The 20,094-nt window shown below is 66.5% G+C and carries 20 protein-coding genes and 2 pseudogenes; 10 read left to right on the plus strand and 12 right to left on the minus strand.

The features are described from left to right. Positions 1 to 8 precede the first annotated feature (8 nt). Complete coding sequence (locus ACWEPX_RS03330; protein ID WP_451895731.1) at positions 9 to 677, minus strand: dual OB domain-containing protein; 669 nt, start codon at positions 675 to 677, stop codon at positions 9 to 11. A 210-nt stretch (positions 678 to 887) separates the two neighbouring features. Continuing rightward, on the minus strand, positions 888 to 1,355 hold the full coding sequence (gene soxR / locus ACWEPX_RS03335) for a redox-sensitive transcriptional activator SoxR (protein ID WP_451895456.1): 468 nt from the start codon (positions 1,353 to 1,355) through the stop codon (positions 888 to 890). A gap of 141 nt (positions 1,356 to 1,496) precedes the next feature. On the opposite strand from soxR, the gene ACWEPX_RS03340 reads away from it, so the two are divergent. After that, complete coding sequence (locus ACWEPX_RS03340) at positions 1,497 to 2,048, plus strand: hypothetical protein (RefSeq protein WP_451895457.1); 552 nt, start codon at positions 1,497 to 1,499, stop codon at positions 2,046 to 2,048. On the opposite strand, the gene ACWEPX_RS03345 is transcribed toward ACWEPX_RS03340, so the two are convergent. The 3 genes from ACWEPX_RS03345 to ACWEPX_RS03355 all read right to left on the minus strand — a co-directional run bounded on the left by ACWEPX_RS03345 (position 2,038) and on the right by ACWEPX_RS03355 (position 5,205). Beyond that, complete coding sequence (locus ACWEPX_RS03345; protein WP_451895458.1) at positions 2,038 to 2,559, minus strand: RNA 2'-phosphotransferase; 522 nt, start codon at positions 2,557 to 2,559, stop codon at positions 2,038 to 2,040. The genes ACWEPX_RS03340 and ACWEPX_RS03345 overlap by 11 nt on opposite strands. 63 nt (positions 2,560 to 2,622) lie before the next feature. Next, positions 2,623 to 4,881: a hypothetical protein gene (locus ACWEPX_RS03350; protein WP_451895459.1), complete on the minus strand. Its 2,259-nt coding sequence runs from the start codon at positions 4,879 to 4,881 to the stop codon at positions 2,623 to 2,625. 105 nt (positions 4,882 to 4,986) lie between these two features. Beyond that, complete coding sequence (locus tag ACWEPX_RS03355) at positions 4,987 to 5,205, minus strand: hypothetical protein (protein ID WP_451895460.1); 219 nt, start codon at positions 5,203 to 5,205, stop codon at positions 4,987 to 4,989. A 99-nt stretch (positions 5,206 to 5,304) separates the two neighbouring features. Here ACWEPX_RS03355 and hisH point away from each other — a divergent pair, with 99 nt between their 5' ends. Together hisH and priA are read left to right on the plus strand one after the other, a co-directional pair. Beyond that, positions 5,305 to 5,934, plus strand: a complete 630-nt coding sequence (gene hisH, locus ACWEPX_RS03360; RefSeq protein WP_451895461.1) for an imidazole glycerol phosphate synthase subunit HisH — start codon at positions 5,305 to 5,307, stop codon at positions 5,932 to 5,934. A gap of 87 nt (positions 5,935 to 6,021) precedes the next feature. Continuing rightward, positions 6,022 to 6,753 carry a bifunctional 1-(5-phosphoribosyl)-5-((5-phosphoribosylamino)methylideneamino)imidazole-4-carboxamide isomerase/phosphoribosylanthranilate isomerase PriA gene (gene priA / locus ACWEPX_RS03365; RefSeq protein WP_451895462.1) on the plus strand — a complete coding sequence of 244 codons (732 nt, stop codon included), beginning with the start codon at positions 6,022 to 6,024 and terminating at the stop codon, positions 6,751 to 6,753. Here the strand turns inward: priA and ACWEPX_RS03370 are convergent. Beyond that, positions 6,746 to 7,144, minus strand: a complete 399-nt coding sequence (locus tag ACWEPX_RS03370; RefSeq protein ID WP_451895463.1) for a PPOX class F420-dependent oxidoreductase — start codon at positions 7,142 to 7,144, stop codon at positions 6,746 to 6,748. The genes priA and ACWEPX_RS03370 overlap by 8 nt on opposite strands. Before the next feature lie 90 nt (positions 7,145 to 7,234). Here ACWEPX_RS03370 and ACWEPX_RS03375 point away from each other — a divergent pair, with 90 nt between their 5' ends. The 3 genes from ACWEPX_RS03375 (at position 7,235) to ACWEPX_RS03385 (ending at position 10,202) form a co-directional block, all read left to right on the plus strand. After that, on the plus strand, positions 7,235 to 7,987 hold the full coding sequence (locus ACWEPX_RS03375; protein ID WP_451895464.1) for an alkaline phosphatase D family protein: 753 nt from the start codon (positions 7,235 to 7,237) through the stop codon (positions 7,985 to 7,987). A 92-nt stretch (positions 7,988 to 8,079) separates the two neighbouring features. Continuing rightward, entirely contained in the window at positions 8,080 to 9,579 is a 1,500-nt protein-coding gene (locus ACWEPX_RS03380; RefSeq protein WP_451895465.1) for a helix-turn-helix transcriptional regulator, read from the plus strand. Further along, positions 9,576 to 10,202 (plus strand): 2'-5' RNA ligase family protein, encoded by a 627-nt coding sequence (locus ACWEPX_RS03385; RefSeq protein WP_451895466.1) that lies wholly within the window; start codon positions 9,576 to 9,578, stop codon positions 10,200 to 10,202. Before ACWEPX_RS03380 ends, ACWEPX_RS03385 begins: the two co-directional genes overlap by 4 nt. Positions 10,203 to 10,205: 3 nt before the next feature. Here the strand turns inward: ACWEPX_RS03385 and ACWEPX_RS03390 are convergent. From ACWEPX_RS03390 to ACWEPX_RS03405, 4 genes and pseudogenes are all read right to left on the minus strand, one after another. Further along, positions 10,206 to 11,074, minus strand: a pseudogene (locus tag ACWEPX_RS03390) (Scr1 family TA system antitoxin-like transcriptional regulator). Between the two features lie 128 nt (positions 11,075 to 11,202). After that, positions 11,203 to 11,622, minus strand: a complete 420-nt coding sequence (locus ACWEPX_RS03395; protein ID WP_451895467.1) for a hypothetical protein — start codon at positions 11,620 to 11,622, stop codon at positions 11,203 to 11,205. 459 nt (positions 11,623 to 12,081) lie between these two features. Continuing rightward, positions 12,082 to 12,408, minus strand: a complete 327-nt coding sequence (locus tag ACWEPX_RS03400) for a hypothetical protein (RefSeq protein ID WP_451895468.1) — start codon at positions 12,406 to 12,408, stop codon at positions 12,082 to 12,084. Positions 12,409 to 12,623: 215 nt separating this feature from the next. Then, positions 12,624 to 13,055, minus strand: a complete 432-nt coding sequence (locus ACWEPX_RS03405) for an Imm1 family immunity protein (RefSeq protein WP_451895469.1) — start codon at positions 13,053 to 13,055, stop codon at positions 12,624 to 12,626. A gap of 626 nt (positions 13,056 to 13,681) precedes the next feature. Between ACWEPX_RS03405 and ACWEPX_RS03410 the strand changes: the two genes are divergently transcribed. The 3 genes from ACWEPX_RS03410 (at position 13,682) to ACWEPX_RS03420 (ending at position 16,881) form a co-directional block, all read left to right on the plus strand. Continuing rightward, positions 13,682 to 14,026 carry a WhiB family transcriptional regulator gene (locus tag ACWEPX_RS03410; protein WP_451895470.1) on the plus strand — a complete coding sequence of 115 codons (345 nt, stop codon included), beginning with the start codon at positions 13,682 to 13,684 and terminating at the stop codon, positions 14,024 to 14,026. A 337-nt stretch (positions 14,027 to 14,363) separates the two neighbouring features. Continuing rightward, on the plus strand, positions 14,364 to 16,688 hold the full coding sequence (locus tag ACWEPX_RS03415; protein WP_451895471.1) for a hypothetical protein: 2,325 nt from the start codon (positions 14,364 to 14,366) through the stop codon (positions 16,686 to 16,688). Beyond that, positions 16,669 to 16,881 (plus strand): hypothetical protein, encoded by a 213-nt coding sequence (locus ACWEPX_RS03420; RefSeq protein ID WP_451895472.1) that lies wholly within the window; start codon positions 16,669 to 16,671, stop codon positions 16,879 to 16,881. Before ACWEPX_RS03415 ends, ACWEPX_RS03420 begins: the two co-directional genes overlap by 20 nt. Positions 16,882 to 16,952: 71 nt before the next feature. On the opposite strand, the gene ACWEPX_RS03425 is transcribed toward ACWEPX_RS03420, so the two are convergent. Continuing rightward, entirely contained in the window at positions 16,953 to 18,524 is a 1,572-nt protein-coding gene (locus ACWEPX_RS03425) for a recombinase family protein (RefSeq protein WP_451895473.1), read from the minus strand. An 89-nt stretch (positions 18,525 to 18,613) separates the two neighbouring features. On the opposite strand from ACWEPX_RS03425, the pseudogene ACWEPX_RS03430 reads away from it, so the two are divergent. Then, a pseudogene (locus ACWEPX_RS03430) lies at positions 18,614 to 19,492 on the plus strand (alkaline phosphatase D family protein); the annotation flags it as partial. Here the strand turns inward: ACWEPX_RS03430 and ACWEPX_RS03435 are convergent. Continuing rightward, positions 19,489 to 20,046 carry a S1 family peptidase gene (locus tag ACWEPX_RS03435; protein ID WP_451895474.1) on the minus strand — a complete coding sequence of 186 codons (558 nt, stop codon included), beginning with the start codon at positions 20,044 to 20,046 and terminating at the stop codon, positions 19,489 to 19,491. The pseudogene ACWEPX_RS03430 and the gene ACWEPX_RS03435 overlap by 4 nt on opposite strands. Positions 20,047 to 20,094 lie beyond the last annotated feature (48 nt).

Here is a 20,094-nt window from a genome sequence, read left to right on the forward strand (position 1 = left end):
CGGCCTCACTATACAGCAGCTTCTTCTAAGACGGCAGCCACCAGTTTGTAATGCTGCCACTGCTGCGAATATGCGTTCCACATCTCCTCGGCCAGGCTGATGGTCAAGAGCGAATCGCCGAGCTGATAGTCGCCGATCCCCTTGGTGCGGAACCTATCCTCTGCGGCGGGGTCGGTAACCTTCAATCGGTAGGTTTGCCCTGCGTGGTGAAAAGTAGCTCGCACGTCTGCCGCCTTGGACGTGTCATAGGCTGGCTGCACGTGGATGGTAGGTCGCGCGAGGATAAGCCGAAGGGAATCCGTCAGATGGCCCACGTGGCTGTTGGGGACGTAGTCGTTGATGCCACCACGGCTCTGGTGCCCGTTGACCCACAGGGGCTGCCGCGTTATCAAGCCTGCTGCCTGCTGCCAGGTGCACCGCCCCACCCGCCGCCAAGGCGTGCTGGAATCCAGGAGCCAATTTTCTCGATGGGGCCCACTGGGTGCATATCTGATTACGCCGAACTCCACCACGTCGAGAGGTCTGGGCTGCGTCCCATCCTGGGTGGTGATTTCCTCCTCGGTAACCCCGTGGCCCTCGCGGTCGCCGATCGGTCGAATCCAGCTGGGAGGTTCACCGACTCCGGCAACACATCGGTGACTGTGCTTCCGGGAGTTCGCCAAGCAAAGCATCCTCATCTTCACCGCCCGCGCACCTCCACGTGTCGACAGTGGAGTTGATCACGTTAGCAGTTGAGGAACAATTGTAGGAACGCCTTAACGGGTGTAGGCAACCGCCACGTTGATAGCGCTTGGTGTCCGGTGTCGCCACCTGCTGCCATTGAGAACAGCCCGAGTTCGAGGGCTACCCGTGCCGCCCGGCTGGGTGCCGCTCGTGCTGCCGGCGCGTTACCCGATCCCGCCCTCCGACGACGCCTTCAGCCGCGGCGCCCCCGGGCCGAAGGCGGCCAGGTGGTCGTTGGTGTTGATCAAGGTGCAGGACTTCAGGGACAGGCAGCCGCAGCCGATGCAGCCCGTCAGGTTGTCGCGGAGGCGCTGGAGGGCGTCGATGCGGGCCTCGATCTCCGCGTGCCACATCTTGGACAGGCGGGCCCAGTCGGCTTTGGTGGGGGTGCGGCCGTCCGGGAGGGTCGCCAGGGCGTCGCGGATCTCCTCCAGGGTGAGGCCGACGCGCTGGGCGGTGCGGATGAAGGCGAGGCGGCGGAGGACGGCTCGGGGGTAGCGGCGCTGGTTGCCCGCGCTGCGCTGGGCGGCGATCAGGCCGCGCTCCTCGTAGAAGCGCAGGGCGGTGTGCGGGATCCCGCTGCGGTCGGCGACCTCGCCGATGGTGAGCTGCTCGGGCAGAGTGGGTGACACGCGCCCCAGGCTAGGCGAAGGCTCGACGTCGGTCGAAGTGCCCGCGCGGGGTTTCCGATCTGGCGTAACCGCTGAGGCGGCGGTGGCGATTGTGCCACTATCTGGCCCACCCGACCCGGTGGTGGGGATTGAGGAGAAGTCATGACGCAGCCGTACGGCACCCAGCCAGGCGACCCGCAGCACTACCAGACGCCCCCCGGCGGCATGCCGCCCTACGGCGCGATGCCCGCAGCGCCGCCCGAGCACGCGCCGCTGACCAGGCCGGGCACCATCATGACCGCCGCCGTGCTCGGCTACGTGCAGGCGGGCATCACCCTGATCACGTCCATCATGCTGATCGCGGGCCTCGGCGCGGCCGCGGACGAGGGCGGGAGCGTCGCGCTGGGGCTGCTCGTCGTCCTGGCCCAGATCGCGGGCTGCGTGCTGCTGATCTTCGGTGGCGTGAAGCTGACCGCGGGCGCCACCCGCACGCCGTACCTCATCGGCGTCGTGCTGGAGCTGGTGATCTGCCTGTACTACCTCATCAGCATCCTGGCCACCGACGACGGCGGCTACGAGTTCGTCGCCGACATGAAGGCGGCCGCGACGGTCTTCCCGCTGTTCTTCGCCATCATGCCCGCGATCGGCCTGGCGATGGCGCTCGGCGGCTCGGGCGCGCAGTGGATCGCCGCGCGGGCGGGCGTCAGGCGCTGAGGTAGCCGGGCGGGACGTGGTCGGCGAGCCAGACCCCGTTCGCGCTGCGGTAGAGGGGCAGGCCATCCGCGTGCATGGCCCCCGCCGCGACCGCCAGGACCACCGGGCGGCCGTGGCGGGCGCCGACGCGGGTGGCCGTCGCCACGTCGGGGGACAGGTGGACGTGCGTGCGGCGCATCGGCCGCAGGCCCTCCGCCCGGATCGTCTCCAGGGCCGCCGCCGTCGTGCCGTGGTAGAGGACCGCAGGCGGGACGGCCGGGGTCAGGCCGAGGTCGACCGGCAGCGAGTGCCCCTGGCTGGCGCGGATGCGGTCGCCTGCCGGGTCGTAGGCGAAGCGCGCCTTGTCGTTGCGCGCCACCACCTCGTCCAGCTCGGCGCGGGTCATCCCGAGCGCGGCCAGCACCTCGGCCACCGGCACCCAGCCCGCGGGGTCCATGCCCAGCCCGCGCGGGTCGTGGCGCAGCAGCTTCGCCAGCCGCTTCGAGCGGCGGATCATCGTCTTCTCATCCATCTCGCCCCCCAGTAGACCACCCGCGGGCAAGCGGGGGCGGCAGGCGCCGCCCCCGCCGCGCCCCTACCTACACGGGTTGCCGGTCGGCGTCTCCGGCGTCCCCTCCACGTTCGCCTTCGCCTCGCCGATGACCACATCGGTCAGCAGCGTGTCGAGCGCGAGCGCGCGTTGGGTGATCGTGCCGCCCGAGATCGTCTGGCTGTTGAGGCTCAGCGTGCCGATCACCAGCGGGATGGTCAGCGGTGCGCTGCCGACGGCCACCGCGACCCCGTTGATCCGCAGACTGGCGATCTGCGACGACCCGGTGAACACCGGTTCCAGTCCACTTGGTCCGTCCACACAGGTCGCCGCCGCCTGCGACCGGATCACGCCCACCTCGATCGTCACCAGCAGCGTGGAGATCCGCGTGTACTCCACCCGGGCGGAGGCCGTCGACGCATCACCAGCCGCGGGCGGCACCAGCAGATCATCCGGGGTCTGCGTGGTCGTCGCGGTCAGCGCGTGCGCCCGGACGTTGAGGATGCCCGCGTTGAGGTTCACATCCGCCACGCTCGCCTGGTCGTCGGCGCACGGCACGTCCGGCGGGTTCGCCCTGGCCACGACGATCCCGGCCAGGTTGAGCGCCGTCGCCTGGCAGGAGAACACCCCGCTGCGCCGCGCCGTCCTGACCCGCAGGTCCGACAGCACCGGGCTGTCCCCGGCCGCGTTCGCCCGCAGCGTCGCCCGGACCTCGATGAACCGCCCGGTCGCCGCGAACGGCACGTCGTTGCCGACCGCGGTGAACGGCAGCGCCGCCAGCCCCGCCTCGGTGTTCGCCGCCCGCACCTCGACGGTGATCGACGTGCCGGGCGGCTCGCTGCCCTGCGGCTCGGTGTTCCAGGTGACCGTGCCCCACCGCTGGTCGGCGAAGCTGCCGTCCTGCACCACCGACCACGTGCCGACCGGCGCGGTGACCTCGCCGAGCACCGATCCGGTCATGTCGGAGTAGTTGTACGGCCCCGCGCCCGCGCCGAGGTCGACCGTCAGGTCCACCGCGCCGACCGGGAACCCGCCGCCGCCGATCGGACCCGCCGCGGGGTCGATGCGCTGGGCGTTGTTGGTGTTGATGTTGGTGACCCACACCTTGCCGTTGCTGTCCACGGCCACGCCGGTCGGCCCGTTGCCACCGGGCAGCGGCACGTTGCCGACGTAGGTGCCGTCGGTGCGCAGGTGGCCGACCGTGGTCGCGCCGTTGAGCGAGTGCGCCACCCACACGTTGCCGTGGCCGTCGACCGCGACGCCCTGCGCGAAGTTGTTGCCGTGGGCGAACGCGCCGAGCAGGGTGCCGTCCGGGGCCAGCTTGGCGATCCGGTTGCCGCCGAGGTTGGTGTGCCAGATCTCGCCGGTGTTGGGGTCCAGGCCGAGGCCGTAGTCGCCGTGGCTGGTGTCGAGGCAGGCCCCGGAGCCGGTTCCGGTCTCGTAGCGCAGCAGGTTGGCGCCGTAGCGGGCCGACCAGAGCGTGCCTGCCGGGTCGATCAGGCCGCCGTAGCCGCCGCACCCGAGGGAGAACAGCGTGCCGGGCACGACCTGGCCGGTCACGCCGTCGAGCTTCTCGTGCTGGGTGTCCGACCCGCCAGTCCACAGGTCGTTCTGCGCGTCGACCGCGACGGTGCGGGTGTTGTTCCCCGCCACGCGCGTGTAGTTGATGATGCACTCGTCGGCGGCGGTGTCGACCCCGCCGTCGTTGTCCACGCCGCCCGCGTTGGCCCACGGCCGGATGTCGCCGAGGCCGCGGCTGGTGGCGATCAGGCCGTCGAGGTCGCGGTCGACGCAGGTGTTGTAGGAGAAGGGACCGGCGAGGTGGTCCCCGCCCGGGTCGGGCGTCCCGGCGCCGTCGACCCGCGTCCCGCCGACGACGACGCCGACCCGGGTCACCGAGCCCTGGCCGCCATCGGCTTCGTCCCGGTTGGACAGCCAGGTGTTGCCGAGTCTGTCCACAGTGGTCCGCGAGGGGTTGCGGCCGCGGCCGTCGGGGGCCGAGCGCCACTCGCCGACGATCTCGCCGGTGTTGACGTCGATGCGCACCATCGTGCCGCGCGCGGAGGCGGCGACGTTGACGTAGGGGAAGAACGTGGTGGTCCGGTCGAGCTGGAGCTGGTCGTTGTTCGGCGCGTCGTGGTTGACGTCCTGGAGGACGCCTTGGTCGAAGTCCGCGTCGCGGGTGTAGAGCACGTCGGTGCCCGGCACGGGGGCCGCGGCCGCCGGGGTGGCGACCAGCGGCAGGGCCGCGGCGGCGCAGGCCGCGGCCGCGAGCGCGCGTCTTCGGGGGTTCCGCACACGCATGTCTGCCGTCCTTCGGCTGGGGGAGTGGAAGGAGGGCGCCCGCGTGCTGCGTCGCGGGGTGTGCGGGGGGTGTTACCGGAATGGGGACGAGTCCGCTCAATCGGACTAGACCTCGGCGGGGGAGCGCTGCGGCGCCCGCCGCGTCGTCCGCGGCGCGGCGGGCACCGGGGCCTCGGCCGTCAGCAGCGCCGCGGCGAGGCCCACCCACAGCAGGGCGAGCGCGACCGGCCACAGGACGTCCTCGCTGGCCGCGAGGTAGCCGTTCACCATCGCGGAGACCACCAGCACCGAAGCCAGCGCCCACCGCGTCAGCCGATCGCGCATCGCCACCACCACCCGCGGATCACGTACCCGGTCGGGTGACGGCCGAAGCAGGCCCAAGGTCACAGTTCGATCACGGCCAGCGCCGGCTAGGCTGGCCCCGTGACACGTGTCGTCGTACTCGACTATGGCTCCGGCAACCTCCGCTCGGCCGAACGCGCGCTGCGCCGCGTCGGCGCCGAGGTCGAGGTGACCGCCGACTTCCATGCCGCGGTCGAGTGCGACGCCCTGGTCGTGCCCGGCGTCGGCGCCTACGCGGCCTGCATGGCCGGGCTGCGGGCGGTCCGCGGCGAGCGGATCATCGGCCGCAGGCTGGCGGGCGGTCGGCCCGTGCTCGGCATCTGCGTGGGCATGCAGATCCTGTTCGAGCGCGGCATCGAGCACGGCGTCGAGACCGAGGGCTGCGGGCAGTGGCCCGGCGCGGTCGAGCGGCTGGCGGCCGAGATCGTGCCGCACATGGGGTGGAACACCGTCCGCGCGCCGGAGAAGTCGGTGCTCTTCGACGGCCTCGGCGGCGCCCGCTTCTACTTCGTGCACTCCTACGCCGCGCGCACCTGGGAGCTCAACCCCGAGCCGCCGATGGTCGCCCCCCTGGTGACCTGGGCCGACCACGGCGGCGAGTTCGTCGCCGCCGCGGAGAACGGCGCGCTGGCGGCGACCCAGTTCCACCCGGAGAAGTCCGGCGACGCGGGCGCGCAGCTGCTGCGCAACTGGCTCGTCTCGGTGGCATAGCCGTTGGGGTAGTGCCGTTCGGGATAGTGGCGTTCGCGGATAGCGGCGGTTGGGTTAGTGGCGCGTGGGGCGTGGGATAGTGGCGCGGTGACGTTTGAGCTGCTGCCCGCCGTCGACGTGGTCGACGGCAAGGCCGTCCGCCTCACCCGGGGCGAGGCGGGCACCGAGACCGAGTACGGCACCCCGTGGGACGCCGCCGCGGCCTGGCAGGCCGACGGCGCCCGGTGGCTGCACCTGGTCGACCTCGACGCCGCCTTCGGCCGCGGCCACAACCGCGAGCTGATCGCCGAGGTCGTCGGCAGGCTCGACATCGCCGTGGAGCTCTCCGGCGGCCTGCGCGACGACGACACCCTCGCCGCCGCCCTGGCCACCGGCTGCGCCCGGGTCAACCTGGGCACCGCCGCCATCGAGAACCCCGACTGGTGCGCCGCCGCCATCGACCGCTACGGCGACAAGATCGCCGTCGGCCTCGACGTGCGCATCTCCGAGGCGGGCATCCGGGTCGCGGGCCGCGGCTGGACCACCGACGGCGGCGACCTCTGGGAGACCCTCGCCCGCCTCGACGCCCAGGGCTGCACCCGCTACGTCGTCACCGACGTCAGCCGCGACGGCACCCTCACCGGCCCGAACACCGACCTGCTCGCTCAGGTCTGCGCCCGCACGACCGCCCCCGTGATCGCCTCCGGCGGCATCTCCAGCCTCGACGACCTGCGCACCCTGGCCAAACTCGCCGCCGACGGCCTGGAGGGCGCGATCATCGGCAAGGCCCTCTACAACGGCAACTTCACCCTCCCCGAGGCCCTGGCCGCGGTCAGCTAGCGCCTGCGGGCGGATCGGCGGGAGCCGCCTCGCGGGACTCCGGGCGCACGGCGATGCCGATGGTGCCTGCCGCGCCTCGGCGCAGGCGGCTGCCGAGGATGGTCAACGTGCCCATGAGGCCGTACTTGCGACGCAGCAGCGTGCGGACGCGGTTGGTTTCCGTCGCGTCGAGCAGGCGGGCGGTGGCGGGGACCGCGTCGCCGCGAGGGTTGCCGCGAAAGTCGCAGGGGGCGATCTCCACACGCGGGTTGCCGCGGATGCGCTTGACCTTGCCCGAGTCGGTCACCGTCCAGATCACCAGCTCGTCGCCGTCCTGGGCGAACCAGACCGGGGTCGGGACCGCGCGGCCGTTGCGGCGGTAGGTGGTGATGAGGAGGTACTTGCCCGTCATGGCGTCAACCGTAGGGCCGCGCGGTGTTCGGCGGTATTTCACCCGAGTAGCGGGTGTGACAGAAACCTTCCGCGTGTACCACTGGCAGGCGTGACTCCCACCACTCGCCGCACCTTCCTCCGCACGTCCGCCGTCGCCGGTGGGGCCCTGCTGGTCCCCGCCGCCCTGGCCGCCCGGGCCGCGGCCGAGGTCCCGCAGTTCGCCCACGGGGTCGCCTCGGGCGACCCGCTGCCCGACCGGGTCCTGCTCTGGACCCGGGTGACGCCGACGCCCGAGGCGACCCCCGGCTCCGGGCTCGGCCCGACCGTCGAGGTCCGCTGGGAGGTGGCGCTGGACGCCGCCTTCACCGCCGTCGTCTCCGCGGGCGCGGTCACCACCGGCCCCGAGCGCGACCACACCGTCAAGGTCGACGCGGGCGGGCTGGACCCCGCGACCGCCTACCACTACCGCTTCCTCGTCGACGGCGTCGCCTCCGCGACCGGGCGCACCGCCACCGCGCCCGCCGCCGACGCCGATGTCGCCGGGCTCAAGCTGGGCCTGGTGTCCTGCTCCAACTGGCAGGCGGGCCACTTCGCCGCCTACCGGCACCTCGCCGCCCGCGCCGACCTCGACGGCGTCCTGCACGTCGGCGACTACCTCTACGAGTACCCGGTCGGCGGCTACGGCGCGCGCGGCGTCACGATCCGCCCGCACGTGCCCGCGCACGAGATGCTGACCCTCGCCGACTACCGGCAGCGGCACGCCCTCTACAAGACCGACCCGGACCTGCGCGCCCTGCACGCCGCCAAGCCCTGGTTCCTCACCTGGGATGACCACCAGGCGCGTCAACTCACAACAGTGTAGCTGACCGAGCAGCAGGGGTGCCGACCGTTCTGATTCCCACCACGGCTGCTGCGATGGCACGGCCACGCTGCGTCTATGTACGCTGGTAACGGGTGGTGTCTCTGTTGCCTGAGTGGGGACGGGAGATGGGCGAGACGAGTCGGGTGGGCCGTCGCCGTTGCGCGAGGTGCAGTGCGTCGCTGGCTGACGACAACACCGCAAGCATGTGCGGACGTTGCCACCGCGAACTCAGTGATCAGATGTCATCGCCACCCGCGAACTTGGACCGCGAATTCTTTGAGACCGACGAATTTACTGCTGCGTTCGACAGTCGGCACATCGGCCGGGTTTTGAAGGCTTACCGGCACCACCCCCGCCACCTACGAATTTTCGGCAAGGCGCTGAGTCAGGCGCTACTCGGCCGATGGCTGGGTGGTCTCACTCAGGCGCAAGTGAGCAGGCTGGAAAACGGCGAACCTGAGCAGAACCTAAGAACGCTCATCAGGTACGCGAGGATCATGCACCTTCCCGCCGACAAACTATGGTTTGATCTGCCGGGAAGCCGCCGCGTCATCCGAGTCGCCGACGCAATCGAGGATGCCGTCATGGAAGCCGCGAACGAGTCCGCACGCCTACTTTCTTGGGCAGAGTCCGATGCGGTCGGCGACTTGACTATTGAAGAGGTTTCAGACGAGATCCGGTGGATATCGAACAACTATCTGATCGCACCTACGGGACCGCTGTTCAACCGAATAAGGCTGCTGCGCGATCGCTTGTTTCAAATGATCGAGGGTTGCCGCAAGCCATCCCGATTGGTGGAGTTGTACACGGCCGCAGGGTGGAGTTTGTCGCTCCTTGGATGGATGTCGACAGATATGGGGGCATCGCAGGCCGCAAAGAGTCACTTCCGAACCGCATGGGCATGCGCCGAAAATGCAGAGGCCGACGAGCTTAAGGCGTGGGTACGCGCATGTCAGCACACGGCGTCGTTCTGGTCTGGAGATTTTGCCCAGGCCAAGCGCGCGGCAGAGGACGGACTCAAGTATGCGACGACAGGATCGGCAAAGCTGTTTCTCTCAAGTGCACTTGCGCTGGACATCGCTCGGCTGGGCGACCACGGCTCTTGGTCGCCCGCTCTGCAAGAGGCCAAGCGAAATGCCGATGCGTTGATTCTCGGCAACGACTCTCTGGGTGGACCTTTCACTTGTTCAGTAGCTAGAGCGACAAGCTTCTGGTCTGACACATATCTAGCGATCGGGGATTCGAAGTCCGCATTGGCGCTATCTGCCGAGGCTGTTCGGCTGTTCGACACCGCGCCGCTCCAGTTGCGCAACTTTGGGTCGGAACGAATGGCGCGGTGCCAGGTGGTGAAGGCGTATCTCTCCCACGGTGAGTTGGACGGCGCGCAAGAGGCTCTAGGGCCCGTTCTGCAAACGGAACCCGAGAACCGAGTAAAGCCGCTGCTGCGACGGGTCTCCGAGATTGCCGATATGTCCGCTGCGTTGCCGAACGGGAATGAGCCTCGCGCTCTAGAGATAGGAGAGGCAATCCGCAGTTTCAAGGCTGATTCCGGCGTGCGAGAGATTGAATCACAGAAGACGGAGGAAGCGTGACCGACACGTTGGAAATGCTTGACCACTGGTGGTGGCGGCCAGGCTGGAAAGTAGGTCGGTCATTCTACACGTGGCACTTCACTTTCGAATCTAAGCCAAACGCTCACGCGCTTGTTGACCACTATCGACCGCTGCTAGATCGTTTTGGGCAACTTGATCAGGTGGGCGTTGAGGGACTTCACCTGACTGTGCAAGGATTGGGGTTTGTTGATGAGGTCTCACGGAACGAGGTCGACCGAATTGTAGAAGAGGTTCGCCCGGTATTGGCGAACTTGCAACCCATCTCTGTCACGGTCGGTCCCGCGCACGCGGATTCTGAGACCGTACAGATGCCTGTTGTTCCTCTGGAGCAGCTTGCTGCTGTACGGGTAGCAGTCAGGAAAGCGATAGCTCAAGTATGGGGTCCTGAGAACGTTCCAGAGAAGGCTGATGGCTTTCGCCCGCACGTGACCCTGGCGTACAGCAATAGCGCGTGGCCTGCCACCGAACTTGTCCGCGCGCTTAACGACTATCCTTCGATGAGCGTCGATCTGGAGATCGACGCCATCTCGCTAATCGACCTCAACCGGGATGCGAAGCGTTACGAATGGGCCGAGTTGGCGAAGATCAGCCTGGGTAGGTAATTCTTAGCGGTGTCGAGCGGCCCATGATGGAGGTCGACCCCGTAGTTGTGCGTCGTTCAGGGCACCTATCAGCAGTTCGCGGGTTCGCTCCCGTGAGCATGCCGCCGCCCTTAGTCGACGTGCTTCTTTTAGGTAGGCATGCGCTTCGCGTGCTTGAAAGAATATTCCAATTTCGTCGCGCAGGGGCACGTGGACAAGCGGCAATTCGCGCTCGAAATGAAGCAAGACCCACGAGTGTGCCAGAAAGCTTGCCGCTGCATCCGAATGTACGACCCGAATTCCCCAACCCGGTCTGACATCTCCAGCAGATGGCGTACTTGCTCAATAAAAGCTTCTACACCGCCGAACGAAAATCTCAATGCGTTCTGATGGATATAGGCCGTGTAATCCGTCGGACCTACGGCCCGTTGTTGCCGCTGCCGCATCTCCCAGATGTCATGACACCTCTGAATTGGCATCCCGCTAGCCGCAAGCATTCCCAATGCATAGCCGCGAGTCTGCAACCACGTTGGGACCGCAAGGATCGACCACTCGGTTATTTGTGCCGCTTGCGCTTGATGCTCCGCCCAAACTTCAGCCTGCCACCCTGGGTCGCCCCAATCCTGCCACCACACCGTCAAGGAGCCCACACGGGACGCGGCGATCATTCGCGCACGGTCTCGGTGCGGAACTCCATAAAGTGCCAGCAGGATACCGAGCTCGTCACCGGCAATCTTCCGCTTTCCGGTCTCGATACGACTCAACGTGGTAAGGGAGAGTCCGGTGGTCCTCTCTGCATCTCCGAGTGTAAGCCCCGCCTTAGTCCGAGCCGCTCGCAGGAGTACGCCCAACACTCGATCCCGGACCTCCGGCGGCCGGATACTGCCACCCATCTCGAATCAATACCCTCTCGGAGCCATAGGGGCGGGTACCTTCGCCAATCGGACCTCTAGGCACCATGCCTGTATTCGGGGGCGCAGATTCGTCCTGTACGTTTGCACTGTTGGGGTTCCTTGGAGGATTATTGTGCGAGGCGGATTGCGCAGTCGCCGAACAAGAAGCAGGAAGACAATTCATCTCGGTCGGTCTCGCGTGCGGTGCTCTCGGCTTGGGCGATGATTTCGGGCATGCTGTCGACGCTCACGTCTTCGGTGACCGTCGATGAACGGTGGCGGTCGCAACCTCCGTCCACGCCGAACAACTCGATCACCGCACGATACCCGGCGTCATGGGCGCTCAACGTGCATTCAAGGTTGACGATGCCGAGGTCTTTCAACCGATACGGCATGGGGTCGAAGGCCCCGCCCAACGTCGGTGGGTAGGACAGAAAGCAAAGGTCATAGTCGGTGTCGATCACCGACCAGCCACGTGCGCGCCAAGCCGCAATCACCGCAATGCCGGTGGCGGTTTCGTGGAAGGGGAGAGGGGTGGAACTGCTCATTTTGATCCTTGATCAGCCGCAGGAACTTAGAGGTTGCGGAGTCCGTTCAGGAGTCTTTCCAACATCGCGGAATCCGGCCGCCATTGGTAGCGCCGTGTGGCTGGAACTTTAGCGCTTGCCGGTTGGGCAAGATGGGTCCGCTGGTTTCTGCCGTTGTTGCTGTTTCCCTGCTGAGCGCCAAGCTGTGTCGGCAGCTCGGGGGTGCAAACGGGCAACTCCCCGGTTGGCCACTCGTCACCCTGCCAGTCTCGGACGGTTCCGAGTGCGTCAAGACATTGGGCGGGCCAGTTTAGCCTTAAGGGGTGCCCGTGGTTGGCTTCGCGTTCGACTAGTTCGGCGACGGATACGGAGTCTGGGCCGTGGCCGCCGCGCTTCCTCGCGGGCATCATAGGCACGGGCGCGGCGGAACCTCTCTGCTTGACTTGGCCACGTTGAATAACCTATGCGGGCGAACCGCTGCTAGCGCTGCAATCTCCACAGACCCTCGCGCATGTGCCAGCCTTGGGAGAGATTGGGAGCCAAGCGGTTGCCCGGGGGAGGCAAGGTCGATACTTCCTGTGCCATGTCGAGAACATTCCCGCAGCGCTTCCATGTCACTTCATCGTCTGGATTAACGCGAATTGCCTCGCACTCGTCTTCATCGAAGATGACTAGGCCGTCCCACCAGGCGCCGGGGTAGAATCGAGCGCCGAGACCCTTAGTGATCTCCCCGTTCTCGTCGGTGGGGTAGACGAATGTCCAGCCCTGTCGAGTTAGTGCCACCAGCGCGGCTATACCCTCGTTCATCGCCCCCGCCTCGGTGGAACGCCGCTGTAAAGGCGTAGGAACGCGACGGCGACCCGTTGGCGTTCGGATTCCGCTTTACGCTTGGCGTACCAGTTGCAGATCGGGTTGACCGCTAGCGCGTTCAGAACGGCATACCCGGCGAGAGTGCCCAAGATCCACAGTAGAGATTCCACGGGGTCTCCGATGTCGGCGAGTTTGTGCGGGCTTGCTTCCCTTCACGCTGGACGCCATCTAATGCATGAGGGACGCTTTCGTGTTTCCAGCCATTCTCGAAGTGCGCGGCGAGCAGTCGGAATAGAGATGCACGCATCGGCCGGGAAGGTGGTACCGGATGCGCCATTGAAGATGAGTAGGTGCTCTTCGAGTGTTCGGCTCGGATTGTGCGAGTTGGCGACAGTCATGTCCGGGTCTTGGTGGTCGGTGAAGCTAATGGCCGCTATCCCTCTGGATGGACTTACGCTTATCCGAAGTTGCTGATTTGGAAACGGGCCATCTGCTGTTTGGTGGTACTCAACGTCGCCAATCGCCAGCACTGTCTCCCAGTCGACATGCTCTAGATTAAGAACGACATCGATTAGGCGCTCGCACTCCTTCCTCCCGCGTGCTACATGTGCGATTCCACTGGTTAGCGATGCCGTGATGATCACTCCACCCTGCCGCAAGATCGGACGGCCGCTGGGTTGACCTGATTGATCTTTGCCCCAACCATCGGAAGGTGTCTATATCAGGATCGGCATGGGGCATGCATCTGGCGGATACTCCCTGCCAGCGGTGGGTAAGGTTGCGTCGGCGTTCACTCGCTTGAGGGTTGATGGCAGGCTTGTCCGAACCCCTGCGCAGGAAGCATGCAGCACATGGGTGAGGTGCCGTCGGAGGTGGGGAAGATCAAGTATTCCGCAGGAGAATATCCGGTGGCCTGAGTATTCAATCTCGGGATGTTGATCTATCTGCCAGAGGGCTGACCTGGGGTATTTCTCGGCAGATATAGGACATTCCAAACTTGATATAGAAGTTAAGCGCTCGTCACCCGCTTACTTGAGGCACAGCCCGCAGACATGCGGGGGCAACTCAAGCAAGAGGTGACAGCAATGAAGTTCTCGCGTTCATGTTTTCTCTCTGTTCGGCAAGTGGCTTTTGCTACTGGTCGGACCGAGTGCCAGGTGCGCCGCGCTATTCGTCTTGGCGTTTTGCCCGTCGTGCACCGGCGCGGCCGGATGCTGGTCCCGCTTGGCGTCTTGTCGCACATGGTCCAGTTCGGCATCGGCGGTGCGCGATGAGTCACCTTGACCGGTGGCGGCGGATTGCTGCCGACCTTGACGTATGCGAGTCGGTCTCGGATGAGGCATTGGTGGGAGAGGTGCGTTCGCGCGGGACGTGCGGGTGGCTTTACACCTGCGGTGAAGTCCCGAAGTGGACGGGGAACCCTCGCGCAGATCGGGCGCGTGCAGCGTCGATCTGCGGTGGGTGCCCAGTGGCACGGGAGTGCCTGGAGTGGGACCTGCGCAGCCACGGACCGGAGGCATCCGGGGTGTGGGGTCCACTGGACTCCGACGACCGAGCCGGGGTCTTCCTCGCCTGGCTTGACCGGCGCGATGACTGCCGGGGTGGTGATGCTTGATGGATGGGTGGCAGCTCACCCCGGGTCAGGCGGTAGCCGGCTTGGCCGTCGCAGTGGTCGTGTTGTGGCTGTGCCGGGTGTCGGCGCGGCGGCGGCGAGCAGCGGCTGAGTCGGTACGCGCCGGGGCGCGACTCTTCTCCCTCGCCGGACGGACGCTGGTGTCGGCGCTGATGATCTGTGGGGTTCAGTGGTTGGCATTGACGCATCCGTCCAGCTCTTGGGCGGTAAAGGCAGGGGCGTTGCTGCTGCCCGCGCTGTTAGCGGCCGGAACGCTGGTGCGGGTGCTGACGGTCACCACGATTGACACCCGCCGGAGCCGTTCAGGCGGTGGTCGCCGATGACCGATCAGGACGGACACGAACAGGATGGGCGGATGCTCGTCCCCCACGTCTTTGATGCCGAGCTGGTCGATTCTGAAACCGTTGTGGTGCAGGAGAAAGAGCGGTCACGATGGGCGCGACGGGCCTCCGCCGCGGGACGGCCCATACTTGATCTTGAATGGGTCGTTCGGGCGCGGTCGGTGGCCGGGTACCGGCTGCGGAAGGCACCGCGTGATCTGGTGCGGTTGCTCTGGTTCCTGACGCGCGGTGTGAGCCGGTGGATCGGCAAGGCTTGGCGCTGGTTGTCCTATGCCGATCTGCGCGCCGATGCCCGCGCCGCGCGCTTGGCCGGGGACACGGCCGCCAGGCGCACGGCGCAGGAGTTGATCCGCGCTGATGCCCGCGCGCGATGGTCGAAGCTGGGCATTGCGCTGCGGCGCACGGTGGTCACGGTGGCAGCAGTCGTGGTGGTGTTGCTGCTGCTGGCTCTGGTCGACATGTTCGCCGACCGGGAGAACCTGCCGGGGTGGCTGCGAGCCGTTTACGCGCTCCGCGATGCCGTGGCGGATGCGGCGCTGGTCGCGTGGGCGTGGCTGCCTGCCGTCGCAAGCGTCGGGTTGGCCGTGGCTGCGGTGTGGGAGGGGCGGGACCGGACCCCGGGTGCGGGGTGGTTGACCCGCCCGGACCGTGACGACGCCGATTCGTGGGTGGACGAACGGATGATCTCCCGCGCGTTGACCAATCTCGGGATCGCTCCGCTCAATGCCTTTGTCAAGCGCGGCGGCGAGTTGGTCTACACCGTGCCTGCCCGCAAGGACGGCGACGGCACGTACGCGCAAGTCCGGCTACCTCTCGGGGTGACGGCCGCGATGGTCACCGACCGCCGCAAGGTGCTTGCCGCCAATCTCGGTCGCGCGGCGCTGGAGACGTGGCCGACCACCGGGGCTGAGGATGGGGTGTTGGACCTGTGGGTGGCCGACAAGGGCACCCTCTCCGGTGGTGCCGGGGATTGGCCGTTGTTGCACGAGGGCGGCGCTGACGTGTTCGACGGGGTGCCGTTCGGGCTCTCGCAGCGCGGACTGGTGATCAATGCGCCGTTGATCGCATCCACCTGGTTGATCGGTGGCCGACCAGGGCAAGGCAAGTCCAACGCACTGCGCGTGTTGCTGTTGGGCGCGGCACTGGACCCTACGGCCGAGCTGTGGGTGTTCGTGATGGGCGAGAGCCCTGATTTCGAGCCCCTAGCGCCGCGTCTGAGCCGCTACCGGGTCGGGCTGGACGATGCGGTGGCCGCCGACGCCGTAGCAGCCCTAGAGGCGTTGCTGAGCGAGATGGAGCGGCGCGGCAAGGTCTTGGGTGCCCAACCCGGGCGACCGCCGAAGGTCTCGCGTCGTTTGGCGGACCGGCCAGAGTTGGGGCTTCACCCGCTACTCATGGCCATTGATGAATGCCACGAACTGTTCCAGCATCCCCGTTTCGGCAAGAAGGCCGAAGAGTTGGCCGTGCGGCTGATTAAACGTAGCCGCAAGTACGGAATAATCTTGCTCTTGGCTACACAGTCGCCGACAAAGGACAGCATCCCGAAAGAGGTCACTCGCAATGTCTCGTGCGGGGCGGCATTTGCTGTGGCCGACCACATCGCCAATGACGGACTGCTTGGCTCGGGCAAGTATCGGGCCGGAATCCGGGCAACCGAACTCCGCATGGGAACTGACCGGGGAACCTGCGTCGCGGTCGGGGTGACCGATAACCTGTTTGATCTCGTGCGGACCTTCTACCTTCCCTTCGAGGATGGACGCGACGATATTACGCCAGTCGTTGCCCGCGCTCTGGCGTTGCGCACCGCGACCGCACATGCGGCCACTATCACCGGAACTGCCCTGAAAATCGAGGCTGCGCCGGTCGATCACCTGTCCGACATTCAACGTGTTACCAATGGAGAATCCCGTGTCCGCACTCAGGTTGTCATCGCCCGCTTGGTCGCGCTCAACCCGACAGAATACGAGCCCTGGACTGCGCGAGACCTGCGCGCAGTCTTGGGGCAACACGGAATCCGGGCGCGCAAGTCCGACGGGGCGATGGTCGTCCGTGCCGAGGACATCGCCGACGCCCTCACCCGCCGCGACCGCAGGGAGCAGGACAGGGAGTCGGTAGGGAGTCAGGGACCTTTCCCTGTCCCCTCCCTGCCCCAGGCTCCCCGCTCTGACCTGGCCAAACTATCGTCAGGGAGGCAGACGCGCAGTTGCTCGGCGACCCCAGGAACCTTCCCGGAACCGCCATCGGGGGACGCGGGCCGGAACTCCCTCCCTGGGGAGCGTGGGGGTGATCCCCACGGCGTCTGATCATTCTCCTGATGGACTCCGAACCGACAGTATTCAAGTAGGCGAGAACAAGCAGATTGCTTTGATGCTCAAGCAGGGATCAGATGGCTCATTGTGGGTCACAGTTGAAGGTGTTGATTCCCGCCAACTGGCCGAGAAGATCGAAGAAGCATGTGAAGCGCTGATCATTAGGAAACCGAAGAAGTCTGCGTAGACACAGGGAACCCCTCCGTCGCTTGCGGAGGGGTTCCCTGTTGAGGTCTGAAATTCTATCCAATGCTCGGTTTAGCTCGGTGTTGTATAGGTGTGTGGCACGATCGCGTTTCCTGTGATCCGATTCCGGTAGCTCAAGAGTTCAGGCATTGCTTCTTCCCATCCATCCGGCAATCGGAAACCTCCCCTCAGAGAGCCGTCGGCATTCTTGCTTACGGCAAACTGAAATCCTAGCTCGATCCAGCGCAGCCGTCGTTCCTCTGGTGAAAGATCTGCAAGTTCTTCGTTCCACGTCCGGTCGGTGGGAACCCACCGGACTCCGCCAGGGTCTGCCGGGAGAGCTCGAAGGATGTCAATGTCTCGCAGGATTTGATCGCCGTCGCGCATAACCCGGTGTCGTTCGTCCGGAGTGCGAGCTTTGGCTACTCCGGCCATTAGTCGCGCATATTCTCGTTCGAGCTTGGCGATTTCGTTCGCATGATTGCTCGGAGGCAGAATGATGCGCTCTCGAACGGGAACCAGTGCGAACACGGTGTAGAATGTCTGTTCCGCTAGGGGTTCGATTTCCTCGGCCCGCATCGACGGGCCATGCTTGCGGGTGGGGCAACACCAGTAGTTGTACTCGTATGTCACCTCTGACCCGTTCGGGCGGCGGCGTGTGGATGCGGCAATCCGGTGCCATAGCGGTTCAAGGCATTCCGAGCAAACCAGGATTCCCGAGAACGGATAAGGTTGGTTGCTGCCCCGGCTCTTCCGTCGGGTCTTCGCGTCTAGGTTGGCCACAATTTCGCTCTGTTCGGCGGGTTCAAAGATGCCCAACTCGACAAGTTCGGGGCGTCCGAGCAACTTGCGTAGAGTGCTGGCCCTCCATTTGCGCCCGCTGAGTTCGACCGTGGCGGGGTCCTCGCCGCGCCTTTCTGCCGAGAGTTGCAATTGACGGTCTCGGGGGCTCACTACGTGGTGCTCGTCCAGCCAGCGACACATATCGGCCAGGTTGACGCCGCGCCGCGCCTGCTCTGACAGTTGGTGCAGAATCTTCACCGCGTACTGATCAAGCCCTAGAATCCAGCCCCCACCGGGGACCTCGACCGGCATGGTTCCGTAGGTGTGCCCCTCGCCAGCCCAACGCCCCGCCAATTTGAGATCGGCTTTCGCCCTGAGGAATCGTTCGCGCATGCGCTCCCGTTCCATCCTGGCAAAGGCGACGATGAGCGTGATCAGGAACTCGGACATCGAGTTGGACGAATCAATCCCCTCTGCAATGCAGATGAGTCGCTTTCCGCGCGCCCGCAACCATTCCAAGAGGGCTAGGGCATCCATGACGTTCCGGACCAGTCGATCCAATTTCGACACAACCAGAGTCTTCCACGGGCGCGGCGGAGCGTCGCTCAGCCATTCTTTGAGGCCGTCCCGCTTGAACGGGTCCAAGTCGCCGGAAACGTGCAAGTCTTCGACAGTTTCCGCGATAGAAATTCCGTAGGCATTCGACCATCGATGAGTGTCGGTCTTCTGAGTTGCGCTACTCATGCTTTCGTCGCTGTAGTGCGACTGACGGATGTAGCAGAGCGACGCATCTCCGTCCGGGGTGAACGGGACTACCACGGTCGCCTTGTCGCTCAGTTGCTTCCTGAACTTGCGCCGCACTCGGCGGGCTGGTCTGGTACTCATCGGTCCACATCCTCGCTGGTAGGCCGCTTACGACTGTAGTTGGCTGACCCGCTTGGTGGGATCATGAACACGCCAACGACACCTGGTCCGACGGCGCGGAGAACCACCAGCCGGGCGAAGGGCCGTGGTCGGCGCGCAAGGCCGCCGCGCGCCAGGCGTACTTCGAGTGGATGCCGGTGCGCCAGGGCCCGGGCGGGGAGATCTACCGCCGGTTCCGCTGGGGCAGGCTCGCCGAGCTGTCGCTGCTGGACCTGCGCAGCTACCGCTCCAAGCAGACGACCCCCTCCCAGGGCGACCCGCACGACCCGGCCCGCACCATCACCGGCGACCCGCAGATGGCGTGGCTGAAGTCCGGCCTGGTCACCGACGCCCGGTGGAAGCTGGTCGGCAACTCGGTCATGGTCACCCCGATCTCGCTCAGCGGCGTGGAATCCCGCTTCCTGGAGGCGCTGGGCGAGCTGCTGGGCCTGCCCGTCGGCAGCGTCGCCGCCAACGCCGACGCCTGGGACGGCTACACCGCCGACCGCCAGGAGCTCCTCAACCACCTCAAGGACAACCGCGTCCGCGACACCGTCTTCCTTACCGGCGACATCCACACCTCGTGGGCCGCGGACGTCCCGCTCGACCGGTCGAGCTACTGGTGGAACGGCAACAGCGCCGCCGTCGAGTTCGTCACCCCGTCGGTGACCAGCGACAACATCGACGACCTGCTCAAGGTTCCGCCGCGGTCGATCTCCCCGGTCGCCGAGGCGGCGCTGGCCGCGCGCAACTGGCACCTCAAGTACGTCGAGCTGGACTCGCACGGCTACTCGGTGGTCGACGTGTCCCGGGCCCGCGTGCAGGTCGACTGGTACTACCTGGCCGACCGGCTCAGCCCGGCGTCGGGCGTGCGGCACGCGAAGTCGCTGGCGACCCTGGCCGGGTCGCAGAAGGTCAGCGGCTAGGCCGTGTGCAGCGTCAGGCCGTAGGCGGACAGGGTCGGCGGGAGCGGCATGAAGTAGGTGGCGCCACCGGTGGTGCAGTTGCCGCTCCCGCCGACCGTGATCCCCTGCGCCTGGTCGCCCGCCATGACCGGCGTGCCGACCTCGCCGGGCGCCGGGCAGATCGACGTGCGGGTGAGCCCGCTGACCGTCCCGCCCGGGAAGCTCACGGTCACGTTGATCGCCTGGACCGTCCCGCACCGCCACCCCGTGGTCGGCCCCGCGGTGCACACCGCCGCCCCGATCGGCGCCCGCCGCATCCCGCGCACGGTCACCGTCGTCCCACCGGGGCCGCGCACCAGCGGGGTCGAGGTCGCGCCCGGCGGCGGCGCGATGGCGACCACCGGCCGGTCCGACCCGGTGCACGACCCGCTGACCAGCAGCCGGTGCGCCCCGCTGCCGGTCTTGGCGTTGAACCCCACGACGCACCGCCGCCCGTCGACGTAGATCAGGTCCCCGCCGACGATCGGCGCGGTGGGCGCCATCAGCGCGAGCACGGCGGCGGCAGCGGCGATCATGGTGACCTCCTGGGGGAGTCCTCACCTGCGAAGGTAGGAAGGCGCGCG

The organism is Actinokineospora sp. NPDC004072, assembly GCF_053604195.1.

What these genes read in the sequence shown, in the direction of transcription:
- ACWEPX_RS03415 (WP_451895471.1), top strand. Translation starts at nt 14,364, where the DNA reads ATGACCGATCAGGACGGACACGAACAGGATGGGCGGATGCTCGTCCCC.
- ACWEPX_RS03340 (WP_451895457.1), top strand. Translation starts at nt 1,497, where the DNA reads ATGACGCAGCCGTACGGCACCCAGCCAGGCGACCCGCAGCACTACCAG.
- ACWEPX_RS03330 (WP_451895731.1), bottom strand. Translation starts at nt 677, where the DNA reads ATGAGGATGCTTTGCTTGGCGAACTCCCGGAAGCACAGTCACCGATGT.
- ACWEPX_RS03435 (WP_451895474.1), bottom strand. Translation starts at nt 20,046, where the DNA reads ATGATCGCCGCTGCCGCCGCCGTGCTCGCGCTGATGGCGCCCACCGCG.
- ACWEPX_RS03370 (WP_451895463.1), bottom strand. Translation starts at nt 7,144, where the DNA reads ATGACGGGCAAGTACCTCCTCATCACCACCTACCGCCGCAACGGCCGC.
- ACWEPX_RS03395 (WP_451895467.1), bottom strand. Translation starts at nt 11,622, where the DNA reads ATGAGCAGTTCCACCCCTCTCCCCTTCCACGAAACCGCCACCGGCATT.
- ACWEPX_RS03345 (WP_451895458.1), bottom strand. Translation starts at nt 2,559, where the DNA reads ATGGATGAGAAGACGATGATCCGCCGCTCGAAGCGGCTGGCGAAGCTG.
- ACWEPX_RS03355 (WP_451895460.1), bottom strand. Translation starts at nt 5,205, where the DNA reads ATGCGCGATCGGCTGACGCGGTGGGCGCTGGCTTCGGTGCTGGTGGTC.
- ACWEPX_RS03400 (WP_451895468.1), bottom strand. Translation starts at nt 12,408, where the DNA reads ATGAACGAGGGTATAGCCGCGCTGGTGGCACTAACTCGACAGGGCTGG.
- ACWEPX_RS03350 (WP_451895459.1), bottom strand. Translation starts at nt 4,881, where the DNA reads ATGCGTGTGCGGAACCCCCGAAGACGCGCGCTCGCGGCCGCGGCCTGC.
- ACWEPX_RS03410 (WP_451895470.1), top strand. Translation starts at nt 13,682, where the DNA reads ATGAGTCACCTTGACCGGTGGCGGCGGATTGCTGCCGACCTTGACGTA.